Origin of the sequence: Fischerella sp., from assembly GCF_013388695.1 — a bacterium.
GTDB lineage: Bacteria > Cyanobacteriota > Cyanobacteriia > Cyanobacteriales > Nostocaceae > PCC9605.
On the sequence record NZ_JACAEU010000062.1, the window covers coordinates 1 to 13,091 of the forward strand.

The window sequence follows — 13,091 nt, forward strand, 5'->3', positions numbered from 1 at the left end:
TTCCAAACAATACTTCCACACTTGGTGATGTTGCTTCTTTTACAACATATTGAACGCCTTAGAGAACTAGCACTTAGTCAAGGAATTGACATTCAAGTTTCCAGGTGCAAGATCTGAGTGTAGTTCGCTACTCTAACGCTACGCCAACACAAAATCAGCGTGCAAACAGACAACTGTCATCCTTTCCTAACCTCTCCTCACAAGTTCCTCAAAATTTTTACTTATAACTCAAGTTGGAGAGAGTTAAAAGTTAGGTGAATCTTTTTAACAAGAGAGAGCGATCGCACGCACTCAAAAACAGTGCAACCAAGTCACGATCAACTAACTCCCCACACACAAGACATATCTGAATGCCGTACTGACCTAATCTGTATTAAATATTACTTTTAACTTGGTTTATGGCAAGAAGACGGGCAATACTCCAGATGGCACAAAAGCCGCAGAACTCTTTGCATCAAGGGCGAACCCAATGCATGGACGGGACGCTAAGGGCGCAATCGCATCTTTGGCATCGGTTGCCAAACTATCTTACCAACACTACTAGGATGGTATTTCCCACACATTCTCAATTGTGCCATCGACACTGGGCAAAACAGAATATATCTAGATCAATAACCTAAAACGTCGATTCAGTATTCAGAAATTGTCTTTATGAACCAGACAAGGGAAAGTGGGAGATAGGGAGGTGGGGAGAATATAAAACTGGACTCCCCCCATCACCCCATCCCTCCTTGTCCGAAGATTACTGAATCGGTGTTCTAGTAAAGATATTAAAACGCTATTTTTCATCAGGAGAAAGATCCAATGATGGAGAATAAGAAAATCAAACTTATTATTGCACTGGTGCTAGCGCTGCTGATGTTGTTGCTATGGGGAACAGCAGCAGCACAAATTAAAGATTCTGGTCGAGATATTGTCCGATTTGGCAGTGATGTCACAATTGCAGAGAACGAAGTTGTTAAAGACGCAGTGGCGATCGCCGGTTCTGTTACAGTTTTAAACAATGGGCATGTTACAGGAGATGCTGCTGCTGTGGGTGGTGATGTCATCCTCAAAACAGGAGCTAGGGTAGATGGTGATGTTACTGCTGTAGGTGGAGAAATTTTTCAAGAGCCAGGTGTCACAATTGGCGGGGATGCAGTCACAGTTTTAGACCGTAGCGGTGGCATGATGCACGGCATGAGACGCTGGGGATTGTGGGGAACGCTAGGACGTATATATTTGCTCAACGCCGCTTTTTACACTTTGTTCATGCTAGCAGTTGCCATTGTTGGCGTGGTGTTGATGTTGCTGCGGCCCAGTTTTTTACAAAGTATCACTGCAACTATTAGTCAGCAACCACTCAAAAGCTTGAGCTGGGGTTTAGGAGGCGTCGTCGCATTTCTGCTGTTATCAATTCTCACTGGCGGGAGTCTTTTGGGGGCAGTATTAATTCCCATAGCTGCTTTACTGCTTGGAGTTGTAGGACTCTTGGGAGCAAACAGTTTGGGTTTGTTGATTGGGGAAAAAACCTTGAGACATAGACGTTCCCCAATGCTGCAATTCCTGGTGGGGATAGTCATTCTCGCTGTGATTAGTCTCATCCCCCTGGTCGGAGGATTGACATTTTTAATCTTAAATCTCTTTGGACTGGGAGGAGTTTTGGCTTCACCATTGGTGACAGAGAAAATTAGAAGTTGGCGGCAAAAAGAACGACCATCAATAAATGAGCAAATCTATAACCATCAACAAGAGACGACTACAGAAAGATAAGGATTAATAAGACGACAGCCCGAATGCTTTTATAAGCGCACTTTTGAAGTGCGATCTCACGGAGTGGGCGATCGCCATATTCACAGCAAGTCAAAAATTTAACAATCAAATGAAAGCGAAAATAAACGTTTTCATAGAGATTGTGACCAGATTGATACGCATACAGTCGGTTAAAAAAGAAGCTAAAGTATAGCTTCAGTATTTTCTCGTGAATGATTCCGGATTGCTATATACAAAGGCGTCTCTACACGAACTGATTATTAAGTATTTATTCTGACTGCATCTTTTAGTTGGATAGAAAAATATAATAGGAATAGGAAGCACCTCAATAACATTCGCCAACAGCATCATTCATTCATGGGGTTATTCTGAATACTGAATACTGAATACTGAATTGTGACTCCTTCTCATCAGGACTTGAGCAACCAAAAGGTAGGCGCAATGATAGGGAAAGTGTTACGAAGTGTCAACACTACTTTTTGGAATGTCTTGAAGTTTGTTTAAGAAAAGTCTCTAAATTTGTCAGCCATTCAAATGCGAAGATTTGGTTAAAGAAACTCAAAAATACGACGTATGGAACAAACAGGTTGAACAACAATGTAAAGGTTAATTGGTACTTTGAACTCAACTTACCAGAGCAGGTTTTTTGAGGATATGTAAGCGAATGTCAAATATTTCTCATGGCTCGTTGCTTTATAGGTCAGAGTCTGGATAAGACTTGAACTACTAAAAGAGAAAAGAAGGTGTAAGAAAATGCTAAACAAATTAGGAGGAAATCATCTCACAAAGAATTTTGTTAAAACTATCCTTGGTATCACAATAGCTTTAGGATTCTTTGGAATCGGAGCAAAAGCCTATGCTTGGCAGCAGGTTGATAATGCAAAGATTGTAGATTATGGTTGTTTTGGAAATACTTGTACTTTAACTATTGATCGAGATCATCCCTTTACACGATATGATCCCGCTAGAAACGTAGGGACTGAACACTGTGTAAAAAGAATATTTGCATGGGATGTCAACAAAAAGCCTCAAATAATGAGGCTAGTTGAAAAAGCCTACAATGAAGGCAGGCTAGTTCGGATTCGATATTCTGAGTATCGTTGCTATGATGCTAGCCAAGAAGGCGGCGATCAATATATGGATCTTGGAAGTATTTGGCTCAAGAAATAAGGTGTCATAACTTAACGTGAGTTCGACGGCTATAAAAGCACAAAAAGCTTGCAAGATAGGAATCTGAGAAAATTTTTTAGTTCGTCGAACTCACGTTATACCGATTTAATAAATGTTTACAACACATCCTGATGTAGAGACGCGCCATGGCGCGTCTCTACAATGTCTATTTGTCGCATTATTTTTTCAAAATGGTATTAATAAGCAATACATTCTCGTATAGCTAGTACCTCTGCACTAACTTTTCTCAACAAAAAAGCCGCCATAGAGAGTGGGTTTAGGACAGTTGTGTTATTTTCCAATACAAAACCGACTAAAAATCCGGTCAAGCACAGATTCTGTTACTTCTTCTCCCGTAATTTCCCCTAAGGCATGAACTGCACCCCTCAGGTCAATTGTCCAAAAATCAAGAGGTAACTGCTGGGCAATCGTCGTTTGTACTTGTTCGAGGGAAGTTTTAGTTTTTACTAGTGCAGCAGCTTGTCTTTGATTAATGGCTAAATCCAGATCGGCAGCTTGTATTTTCCCAGTTTGGACTTGTTCTAAAATCGCTGTTTCTAAAGCATCAATGCCTTGATTTTGGGCTGCTACTGTTTTTACAACTTGGTTGATTTGTGTGGGATACTCCACCACTTCTGCTGAGGCGAGGTCGATTTTGTTAATAACCAAAATTAAGGGACGATGTTTTACCTGTTCGTAAATTTCTTGGTCAGCTGCTGTCCAACCCGCTGAGGCGTCGATGGTTAACAACACTAAATCAGCCGCACTAGCAGCATGTCGGGAACGCTCAACACCGATTTTTTCCACTTGGTCTTCTGTTTCCCGAATGCCCGCAGTATCCAGCACCTGGACGGGAATTCCACCTACTACTAACTGTGATTCCACGACATCACGGGTTGTACCAGGCAAATCTGTGACAATAGCGCGATCGCTCCGACTCCACGCATTCAACAAACTCGATTTTCCTACGTTCGGACGCCCAACAATCGCCACTTTTAATCCAGTACGTAACAGTTCACCTTTATCGGCGGTTGCTAGCAGTTTGGTAATTTCTACGGAAATTCTTTCAATTTCTGATATGATTGCTTTATCATCCAGCGGAGGTAAGTCTTCCTCAAAATCAATCCGCGCTTCAATTTCTGCCAAGATATCCAAACATTGAGCGCGTAATTGCCGAATCGGATGAGCTAATTTGCCTTGCAAACCAGCTAAAGCAGTCTGTGCAGCTTGGGGCGATCGCGCTCCTACTAAATCAGCAATACTTTCGGCTTGTGTTAAATCTAGTCTGCCATTTAAAAATGCCCGCAGGGTAAATTCTCCAGGTTGAGCTAGCCTTGCACCGTTTTCCAGGCATAGTTGCAACACTTGCTGCACTGCCATAATTCCCCCGTGGCAATGGAATTCCACAACATCTTCACGGGTGTAGGAACGCGGTGCTTTCATAATCAAAAGCAGTGCTTCATCCACGACTTGTTGTGTTTGGGGATGGCGGATATAACCGTAGAGAATGCGGTGACTTTCCCAAACTTGCCGCCCAGGCGCATGGAAAAGAGTTTTGGCAATGTGCATTGCTTCTGAACCAGATACGCGTACAATCCCAACACTACCCTGTTGGGGAACAATAGCGGTGGCGATCGCAGCGATGGTTCCTGTGGTGGCAAAAGTTTCTGACATCAGCGCCCTTTTCAGGAAAAGATTGAATCTATAGTCGATTGTAGAGATTTGGATTTGAGATTTTAGAAATGTAACATTCAAGGTTTGAAAAGACAGTCACAAGGTTAAGATTTATTAGAAGAACAGAAGTATTTTTGCTTAGCAGCAAGAATGACTGTAAGTCACATTCTCAAAATCAGAGCATAGGAGGTCAGCGTGGAAGAGGGAAAAGAAAATAATCCCCAAACCAGCGACAAAGAGCGCACTGCGGATGAACAATCTTATGTAGAGGAAGCATCAAAGTTCATCCAAGAGACTTCGCTAGAAAAAATGCATGAAATAGCTGAAGCAGCACGACTCAAAAAACTCATGGAACCGCCGAAATGGGTATTGCCAGAAGATTAATAACTGCTTGGCAAAGTCCAGAGTCAAAAGTCAAGAGTCAAGAGTTTGTGCCTGTCTCAATGCTGCTGTGGCATTGTTGGCATTTGTTAGTTCTGCTGTGAGACGCGTCATGTTTGCTGTTTGGGCTTGGATTTCTGTCTGTTGTTGGGCTGCCAAACGGGCGATCGCTGCTTTTTGTGCCTCAATTTCTGTTGCTTGTTCTGCTTGAACTCGGCTGATATTTGCTTGCTGTGCCTGAATTTCTCCGGTTTTTGCCCCTGCTTTTACCTGTGCTAATTTGGCTTGGCTGATCTTCAGTTGTTCTTTTGCCTGTGCTAAGGCATCTTGCAAGTGTTTTTGAGAATCCAAAATTGCTAACACTTGTCCCGCTTGCACGCGATCGCCTTCTTTGACAAGCCACTTAGCCAGGCGATCACCATCCAGCGCCAAAGGTGCAGACAAGTGAATCACTTCTCCTGCTGGTTCCAAGCGTCCGAGAGCAGTGACTTTTTTGACAGGGGGAGGAGTATCTGTGGTTGGAGGCTCGGACTTAGTGATTAAGCTGTATTGAGAAATGCCGTATTGAGAAATGCCGTAAAAGGCGATCGCGCTGGTAATTGTAGTAGCAGTTATTACTAAGCCTACCAGTTTTCGAGTTGAAGGGTTTGAGAGAAATTGTTGAGTCATGTTTTCTTTTTTTAACGCAGAGGAACGCAGAGAGGGCGCAGAGGAACGCGGAGTATTAAAGTATATTTTCGGTTTTGAGATGAGCGGTTAATATTTTTGCTAACAATTCACCCTGATCGGTATAAGAAACTGTATTACCTTCAAAAACTCGTGCTGAAATCAAGCCATTCAAGAAACAATAAATAAATTCAATGAGTGCTTGATCTTCTATTTCTAAATAGTCTGAAAGTGATTTTTTTGTATCATCCCAAGCTTTTTTCAGAGTCTTATTATTACCCAGTTCTGAGCGTTCTTGCTGTTGATAAAAATCAAACATTATCAGAGTTTGTTTTAAAAAATAGTCCTCATTTTTAGCAATAAAATTCATCAAGGCTTGAATGCGTTGTGGTAAGCTTTTTATATGTCCAGCTTCAGCCAAAAAATTCAAAATGTCCTGCCGTGTCTGCTCTTCGACTAACTGCAAAAATAAAGCTTCTTTACTGGGAAAGTAATGGTACAGTGTTCCCGTAGAAACCCCTAGCTCTTTGGCTATCTCTCGCATGGTGATAGAGGCATAACCCTTCTGGGCAAATAGGTCAAAGGATTTCATCAACAATTCTTTGCGGTATTGTTCACGATCAACAATCTTGGGCATTACGAGACAATATTTTATATCGAACGTTAGTTATATAATAAGTGAGAAAGAAAAATTTGAAAAGGTAGTTGACTGATTTTTTTACCCAATCTCTACAGAGTGTCTGGATCTATGCCTAGCGATCGCAGTTTCTCAGCTAATTGTTCAGCGCGTTGTTCAGCGACTTCAGCGCGTTGTAGTGCTTGGTCTTTTTCTAGGCGTTCTCTTACAGCGCGTTCATCCCCTGTCGCTAGCAGTGTACCATCTTGGTAGCACCAACGTAACCACAAATCTTGTCTACCTTCAAATTCACCTTGCCAAAGAGTTAAACCCAAACCGACTTGTTCTAACCAAGTTTCAGAAGTTTCGGAGTAACGTCTTCCCCTAATTTCATAAACACGCAATTGTTGTTCTCCTAATTGCTGAGTGGGATCATATACTACGTAGTAACTTACCCGCATTTGCTCATAAATTCTTAGTTTGTTTCCCAGTTCATCACCTTCTTTATTAGAGACAATTTCAATCGCTACTTCTGGAGGTTTGCCAAATTCCCAAAGCATGTAGCAACGATTTTGCTTCTCCCACCAGTTTTGTGGTACTTGCACATCAAGGCTGAGAAAGACATCAGGTACAATGGCGGGTTGTCTGTATGTATGGTAGATACCTACGTTAGATTCAGCTAAAAAAATCTGATTGTGTAGGGAACTGTAAAGAGAACTAACTAAAAGGCGTTGTTGTTTAGCAGAAGCAAAATTATCCACAGGCGTATCATCTTCAGTAACTAGCTGGCTAGCATCTGGCACATAATAATCATCATTATTGATTAAAAGTTGCTCAACCATGAGTTTACCCACCACTTGAGAGCGATATTTCTAGGTTAGTTGATTCAATAAAACACCTGTAACAATATTAATTAGACCAACTCACACAAGCGATCGCATCGCATCTTTCCACAAAACCTATGCTCACCCAAGACAAACAACAACGCAACTGGCAACCCATCATCAAAGAATTCGAGGCTGTAGTTGGCAAAAATGGGGTAGTGCAACGCCGCGAAGAACTCATTACCTATGAGTGCGATGGACTAACCAGCTATCGCCAACGTCCGGCGGTAGTGGTGTTACCCAGAACTACAGAACAAGTGGCGGCGGTGGTGAAGATATGCGATAAATACTCTGTCCCCTTTATAGCCCGTGGTTCTGGTACAGGTTTATCGGGTGGTGCTTTGCCGATAGAAAATAGCGTTTTGATTGTCACTTCATTGATGCGGCAAATTTTGAGTGTAGATTTAGAAAACCAGCGCGTTGTTGTGCAACCAGGGGTGATTAATAACTGGGTAACGCAAACAGTCAGTGGCGCTGGTTTCTACTATGCTCCCGATCCCTCCAGTCAAATCATCTGTTCTATCGGTGGTAACGTTGCTGAAAACTCCGGTGGAGTACATTGTCTCAAGTATGGTGTCACCACCAATCATGTTTTAGGGTTAAAAATCGTCACTGCTGAAGGTGAAATTCTAGACTTGGGCGGAGAAATTCCCGAAATGCCTGGTTACGATTTAACGGGTATATTTGTTGGTTCGGAAGGCACGCTGGGTATTGCCACAGAAATTACGCTTAGAATTCTCAAAAGTGCGGAATCAATCTGCGTACTTTTAGCAGATTTTACTAGTATTGAAGCCGCAGGGGCAAGTGTTTCTGATATCATCAGTGCAGGGATTATTCCTGGTGGTATGGAAATTATGGATAATCTCAGCATCAATGCAGTGGAAGATGTGACAGCCTTAAATGTTTATCCCCGCGATGCAACGGCAATTTTGTTAGTAGAAATTGATGGTTTGGCAGTAGAAGTTGCAGCGAATAAACAAAGAGTAGCGGAAATTTGTAAACAGAATGGTGCGCGTAATGTTACTTCTGCTAGCGATCCAGATCAGCGCTTAAAATTATGGAAAGGACGCAAAGCTGCCTTTGCCGCTGCTGGACATTTAAGTCCTGATTATTACGTGCAAGATGGAGTTATTCCTCGTACTCAACTGCCTTATATACTGCAAGAAATTGAAGCATTAAGTCAGAAATACGGTTATCGCATTGCCAATGTATTTCACGCTGGTGATGGCAATCTTCACCCACTGATTCTTTATGATAACTCTGTTCCAGGTGCATTAGAGATAGTGGAAGAAGTAGGGGGGGAAATTCTGAAGTTATGCGTGAAAGTTGGTGGCAGTATTTCTGGTGAACATGGCATTGGAGCAGATAAAAAATGCTATATGCCGGAGATGTTCACGGCAGCTGATTTAGAAACTATGCAATGGGTGCGCCAAGTTTTTAATCCTAAAGGTTTAGCTAATCCAGAGAAAATTTTTCCGACTCCGCGTACTTGTGGGGAAGCAGCAAGAGCTTTGGGCGAGAGTGCCAAAAATATTGAAGGAGTTGAAAGATTTTAAATGAATTAGTACAGCTTTGCGTAAAAGAGTAGTGATTGAAAACGCACTAGCAGCGCAGAGCCTTGTGCAAAAATTTTGCTATGAACTTATGTGTGGTGGAGGAGATATTTTAGTGGCGATCGCGAAATTTGGCACTCAAAAAAAATTGAAAAATTGCAATTATAATTTCTTCCAAAACAAATCTATAATCTCTAGAAACTATGCTTGACAACCTTTACAAAATCATATTTTTTATTAGCTGTAGCCATCATTAACAATATTACCAGAATAATAAAAACTAACATGTTAAGTTAATAAGTGTTACTTTATACTATTTGAATTTATTATAAACGTTATACTATTTCTCAGGTTCTACCTGGGAATTACTTAGAAGTGGCTCTGCCACTTCTTTTTCTGAAACCGAAGTCTTTATATCCGAACTCAACCGTTCGCCTTGGCTTATGAGTATGCTTAAAGGTAGGCGTTTCTAGCTTGGTATGGGAATGGCGATCGCAAACTTGGTTTCCTAGCAGAAGATAAGATTTTTCTCATCATTCAAAAACACTGCTCAGTAACTATATTGATGAGTCAAACAATCTTCTTGTACTATAGAGCCTCCTACAGAAATTTTTTTGCAACATAACCATAATAAAACCGTGGTTTGTGAAAGTTAACCACGGTTTTGAATTGTTAAACTTTACTTTTTACCAGTGCTAACAGATGCTTAATCACGGCTATTTAGAGCGATTAGCAATCGTAAAATGAAGATGAAAAGGTTGATGTAAGTCAAGTACATCGACAAAGCCGCAGGTAGGTACTGATCGTTGCGGTAGGTGCGTGGCAGGATGTAAAAATCGACTACAGATACCCCAACAAACAGAAATACACCTAAACCAGAAATGCCTATTTCTAGCCAACCTGGGGTATAGACGCCAAACAAAGCAAATAAGAATTGCAACACACAGACAACAACTAAGGCGATAATGCCCAGATTGATGGTTTTTGTCAAAGCCATGCCATCATCGTCAGAGAGATTTGAACCAATCTGACGGGCGACAATAAAGGTTATACCACAACCGAGAGCTGACAAAGTAATTCCTTGAATGCCTACACCCTCTGTTCTCAGCGCCACAAATACCAAGCCACTCAGGGTATATCCAGACAAAAGGCTGTAGGTTGCAAGCATTGGCAGTGCAATGCTGTTTTTGCCTTTTTCGGCGACTTTTCGGGCAACAAAGAACAGAATTAATTCCAATACAACCGCACCGATAAAGGTGGGAAAGAAAAGTCCGGGGTTAGCACGGATAACTCCCAAACCGCCGTAGGTTCCTACTGCTGTTAATACCAAACCGCCTCCCACGTAAGGGAGGGCGTTGGCAATTACATTTGGCCCTACCAGGGCGTGAGTTTTAGCCTCACGGATAGCGTCACGGAAGTTACTACTACTGCTCATATTTCACAACTCGCCTTTGTATGACAATATTGCTGACTAATCTCATTTTTATCCATATTTTCAGCAAAAACGCTAGTATGTGTCTACTTTTGCTGTTCACTGTTTGAGTGGAGATAGGGAACGGTATTAGGGTAGTCACCAATTTCATACTGATTTTATTTCTATGTGCCAAACTTAAGCATTGTTGAGTTCTGAACTTAGCAGCCTGAAATGTTCAATGCTATTCTATGGCGATCACCCTATGCCAAAATCGCGACTCAAATACAAACTCCGAAAAGAGAACAAAAGACGCTGAATTTTATCTTTGAACGGAAAGCAAGTGAAGTGCAAGTTTACTTTTATTAACTAATTTGTATGATACTGAGAAGAATTTCCATGAAATATTCTATTACTGTAATTGCTGCGATCGCTGCTTTATTACTAACTCAAGGTTGCTCGTCAGTGCTTAAATCTGGGGAAACTTCTTCCCAGGAAAACACGACGACACAAATCGATCGTGATGGACGCTCAAACAATAACCACGGCGGACACTCGAATGAACAAATGCATCATAATGGGCATGCAAATAATCACCAAAGCGATCGATCAATTATCACTGAAGCAAAATTAACTGCTCCTAAAAATATTGTTCCCAATCAGTCTGTGCCTTTGGTGATTAATATTCAAGACTCTCAGAGAAAATCTGTCACCAAGTTTGATACATTTCAGGAAAAATTGATGCACTTAATTGTTGTTAGTGATGACCTGAAAATTTTCGATCACTTGCACCCAAATTACAAAGGTAATGGGCGTTTTGAAGTGAATGCTAATTTCCCTGAACCTAATATTTACACTATTTTCAGCGATTACAAGCCATCAGGTGAAAACGAACGAGTTAATCTTATGAAGTTAACCGTTCCTGGCTCAACTCCAGTTCCTCAAGATTTGGCAAAATATAGTAATACTAAAATATTACCGGATACCAAGATTAACCTGAATTTTTCTCAACCAAATCTCAAGGTTGGTCAAGAAGTCACTTTGAAGTTTGATTTAAAGGAAGCTGCTAATAATCAGCCGATCAAGGATTTAAAGCCATACTTGGGAGAAAAAGGACATTTAGTCATTATTAAAAGTTCTTCTCCGTTAACTGTATCTGATTATATTCATGCTCATGCTCTCAAAAATTCTCCTGATGGGCAAGTGCAGTTTGTAACTAGCTTTCCCCAATCAGGGACATACAAACTTTGGATGCAGTTTAATCGCAATGGCAAAGTTAACACTGCTGATTTTTGGGTCAATGTGCAATAGGTTAGTAGATAGTTAGTGGTTAGTAGTTAGTAGTTAGTAGTTAGTAGGGGCGTTTTTGGGTAATTATGTTTCTCAAAATAAGTCAGGAAAGTGCATAATCATCATAGAAGTTTTGGGATGAGAGCGGGCGATCGCCTCTGGTTCTCTTCCCAAAGTAGGTTGACCGAAACGATGGGTACTTTCAACCAAGATCAATAGATCGTTGGTTTTCAGCGATGCTGAGATTTTTCTGATTGGATTTCCCTGCACTTGTTGGATGGGAAATTTGCTGTTAACAAGCACAGATTGCATGTCGGACGAAGATTTTGTTGGTTCAGGAAACACCTGCATAACTTGCACTGGAGACTTAAGCGCTTCTGAAAGAATTTTCGTTAAACCGAGAGTTTGGCGCAGTGCATTAGCAGAAATTTTGCGATCGCTCAAAGCTAAAAACACTCGTTGGGTATTCTCAATTGGCTGAGAAAAACGAGTAATCAGTACGGGTACTGTTGACCGGCGCACGATATTGTCGATTACACTACCGTCAAACTGGGAAAAGCCAATCCCTGAAAGCCTTTCGGAGCTTTACTTTTCAGCTTTTAGCTAGAAATTTTAGTTTCTATTAGAAAAGAAAGGCTCAAAGTTTGATTAGATAAAGGTTCCAATGTTTCGCTACGATTATTGTTTTCCGAAAGTGACAGAACAGGGTTAGAGTGGTGTTTACGTAATTAAAGTTGCAGCATCTTCATCTAAAAACAAAGTTGCTTGCGGTTGTTTGCGAAGAATGGAAGCAGGACAATCTGTGCTTACATCTTCTTGCAACATCTGTTGAACTATTTTAGCTTTGTGTTGGGTTGGCGCAAGGCAGAGGATTTTTTTAGCAGAACAAATCATGGGTATAGTAACAGTAAAAGCATATTTTGGTACACTTTCTAAATTAGGAAAATGACCTTGCTTTACCTGTTGCAGATGATTCACTTGATCTAATTTCACTAATTTGACGCTATAGATATCTTGGAAATTAGCTACAGATGGTTCATTAAAAGCAATGTGTCCGTTTTCTCCTATACCCAGACAACACAGGTCAATTGGTTGTGCTTGCAGTAATTTAGTATAGCGATCGCACTCCAATAAAGGTTCTAAAGTATCACCTTCTAGATAGTGAAATTCCCTAGGCTTTACCCGCTTCTGGACACGTTCTCGCAAATATCGCTGAAAACTAGCAGCATGATCGGCAGAAATTCCCAAATACTCATCTAAATGAAAACAGGTAATCCGCGACCAATCTACACCACCTAATGCTATTAATTCATCGAGAAATTTGATTTGAGAATTACCTGTTGCTAGCAATACAGCAGCGCTACCATTCTGCTGGAGAACATTTTGTAAATACTGGTGTGCGATTTCTGCGACATCCTGCGCTAATTCGGCTTCACAGTTATAAATCTGCACATTGAGGTCATCGAGGCGAAATATTTTTTTTGCGGCTGGCATGTGATTAGAAAGCGAAGTTTGAGGCTAGGAAACGCTTAAAAGCGCTAATCATCATAGATTGTCGTCATTTAGAACTTAATTATAAGTAGAACGAGGTGAAAAAACCAAACTATGTAAAGATAAGTAAATACATAGAATGCGTCTACAAAGGTAACAGCGATATGGGTAGCCGTTTAAGGGTATTTCTGACTAAAGAGCAA

General features: G+C 41.1%; 13 protein-coding genes. 6 read left to right on the plus strand and 7 right to left on the minus strand.

Features of this window, described 5'->3' with window-relative positions:
- Window positions 1-391 precede the first annotated feature (391 nt).
- The 3 genes from HXY43_RS08895 (at window position 392) to HXY43_RS08905 (ending at window position 2,922) form a co-directional block, all read left to right on the plus strand.
- Window positions 392-544: a glycine radical domain-containing protein gene (locus HXY43_RS08895; RefSeq protein WP_269321131.1), complete on the plus strand. Its 153-nt coding sequence runs from the start codon at window positions 392-394 to the stop codon at window positions 542-544.
- Window positions 545-804: 260 nt separating this feature from the next.
- On the plus strand, window positions 805-1,752 hold the full coding sequence (locus tag HXY43_RS08900) for a hypothetical protein (protein ID WP_290882387.1): 948 nt from the start codon (window positions 805-807) through the stop codon (window positions 1,750-1,752).
- A gap of 753 nt (window positions 1,753-2,505) precedes the next feature.
- Window positions 2,506-2,922 (plus strand): hypothetical protein, encoded by a 417-nt coding sequence (locus tag HXY43_RS08905; RefSeq protein WP_290882389.1) that lies wholly within the window; start codon window positions 2,506-2,508, stop codon window positions 2,920-2,922.
- A gap of 291 nt (window positions 2,923-3,213) precedes the next feature.
- Here the strand turns inward: HXY43_RS08905 and mnmE are convergent, their stop codons facing one another.
- On the minus strand, window positions 3,214-4,596 hold the full coding sequence (gene mnmE, locus HXY43_RS08910; protein WP_290882392.1) for a tRNA uridine-5-carboxymethylaminomethyl(34) synthesis GTPase MnmE: 1,383 nt from the start codon (window positions 4,594-4,596) through the stop codon (window positions 3,214-3,216).
- 195 nt (window positions 4,597-4,791) lie between these two features.
- On the opposite strand from mnmE, the gene HXY43_RS08915 reads away from it, so the two are divergent.
- Window positions 4,792-4,980 carry a hypothetical protein gene (locus HXY43_RS08915; RefSeq protein ID WP_026736489.1) on the plus strand — a complete coding sequence of 63 codons (189 nt, stop codon included), beginning with the start codon at window positions 4,792-4,794 and terminating at the stop codon, window positions 4,978-4,980.
- Between the two features lie 30 nt (window positions 4,981-5,010).
- Here the strand turns inward: HXY43_RS08915 and HXY43_RS08920 are convergent, their stop codons facing one another.
- The 3 genes from HXY43_RS08920 to HXY43_RS08930 all read right to left on the minus strand — a co-directional run bounded on the left by HXY43_RS08920 (window position 5,011) and on the right by HXY43_RS08930 (window position 7,101).
- Window positions 5,011-5,646 (minus strand): biotin/lipoyl-binding protein, encoded by a 636-nt coding sequence (locus HXY43_RS08920; RefSeq protein WP_290882396.1) that lies wholly within the window; start codon window positions 5,644-5,646, stop codon window positions 5,011-5,013.
- Window positions 5,647-5,701: 55 nt separating this feature from the next.
- Window positions 5,702-6,280, minus strand: a complete 579-nt coding sequence (locus HXY43_RS08925) for a TetR/AcrR family transcriptional regulator (protein ID WP_290882399.1) — start codon at window positions 6,278-6,280, stop codon at window positions 5,702-5,704.
- Window positions 6,281-6,372: 92 nt separating this feature from the next.
- On the minus strand, window positions 6,373-7,101 hold the full coding sequence (locus HXY43_RS08930) for a Uma2 family endonuclease (protein WP_290882402.1): 729 nt from the start codon (window positions 7,099-7,101) through the stop codon (window positions 6,373-6,375).
- A gap of 119 nt (window positions 7,102-7,220) precedes the next feature.
- Here HXY43_RS08930 and glcD point away from each other — a divergent pair, with 119 nt between their 5' ends.
- Window positions 7,221-8,699, plus strand: a complete 1,479-nt coding sequence (glcD, locus tag HXY43_RS08935) for a glycolate oxidase subunit GlcD (protein ID WP_290882405.1) — start codon at window positions 7,221-7,223, stop codon at window positions 8,697-8,699.
- A 703-nt stretch (window positions 8,700-9,402) separates the two neighbouring features.
- On the opposite strand, the gene HXY43_RS08940 is transcribed toward glcD, so the two are convergent.
- Entirely contained in the window at window positions 9,403-10,131 is a 729-nt protein-coding gene (locus HXY43_RS08940) for a Bax inhibitor-1 family protein (protein ID WP_290882408.1), read from the minus strand.
- A gap of 375 nt (window positions 10,132-10,506) precedes the next feature.
- Here HXY43_RS08940 and HXY43_RS08945 point away from each other — a divergent pair, with 375 nt between their 5' ends.
- Window positions 10,507-11,418 (plus strand): hypothetical protein, encoded by a 912-nt coding sequence (locus HXY43_RS08945; protein ID WP_290882410.1) that lies wholly within the window; start codon window positions 10,507-10,509, stop codon window positions 11,416-11,418.
- 72 nt (window positions 11,419-11,490) lie between these two features.
- Here HXY43_RS08945 and HXY43_RS08950 read toward each other — a convergent pair whose 3' ends face one another.
- Together HXY43_RS08950 and HXY43_RS08955 are read right to left on the minus strand one after the other, a co-directional pair.
- Window positions 11,491-11,919: a hypothetical protein gene (locus HXY43_RS08950; protein ID WP_290882412.1), complete on the minus strand. Its 429-nt coding sequence runs from the start codon at window positions 11,917-11,919 to the stop codon at window positions 11,491-11,493.
- A 198-nt stretch (window positions 11,920-12,117) separates the two neighbouring features.
- Entirely contained in the window at window positions 12,118-12,891 is a 774-nt protein-coding gene (locus HXY43_RS08955; protein WP_290882415.1) for a glucosamine-6-phosphate deaminase, read from the minus strand.
- Window positions 12,892-13,091: the final 200 nt, after the last annotated feature.

Coding starts and splice junctions, on each gene's coding strand:
- HXY43_RS08900 (WP_290882387.1), top strand. CDS start 805: ATGATGGAGAATAAGAAAATCAAACTTATTATTGCACTGGTGCTAGCG.
- HXY43_RS08905 (WP_290882389.1), top strand. CDS start 2,506: ATGCTAAACAAATTAGGAGGAAATCATCTCACAAAGAATTTTGTTAAA.
- mnmE (WP_290882392.1), bottom strand. CDS start 4,596: ATGTCAGAAACTTTTGCCACCACAGGAACCATCGCTGCGATCGCCACC.
- HXY43_RS08920 (WP_290882396.1), bottom strand. CDS start 5,646: ATGACTCAACAATTTCTCTCAAACCCTTCAACTCGAAAACTGGTAGGC.
- HXY43_RS08925 (WP_290882399.1), bottom strand. CDS start 6,280: ATGCCCAAGATTGTTGATCGTGAACAATACCGCAAAGAATTGTTGATG.
- HXY43_RS08930 (WP_290882402.1), bottom strand. CDS start 7,101: ATGGTTGAGCAACTTTTAATCAATAATGATGATTATTATGTGCCAGAT.
- glcD (WP_290882405.1), top strand. CDS start 7,221: ATGCTCACCCAAGACAAACAACAACGCAACTGGCAACCCATCATCAAA.
- HXY43_RS08940 (WP_290882408.1), bottom strand. CDS start 10,131: ATGAGCAGTAGTAGTAACTTCCGTGACGCTATCCGTGAGGCTAAAACT.
- HXY43_RS08945 (WP_290882410.1), top strand. CDS start 10,507: ATGAAATATTCTATTACTGTAATTGCTGCGATCGCTGCTTTATTACTA.
- HXY43_RS08955 (WP_290882415.1), bottom strand. CDS start 12,891: ATGCCAGCCGCAAAAAAAATATTTCGCCTCGATGACCTCAATGTGCAG.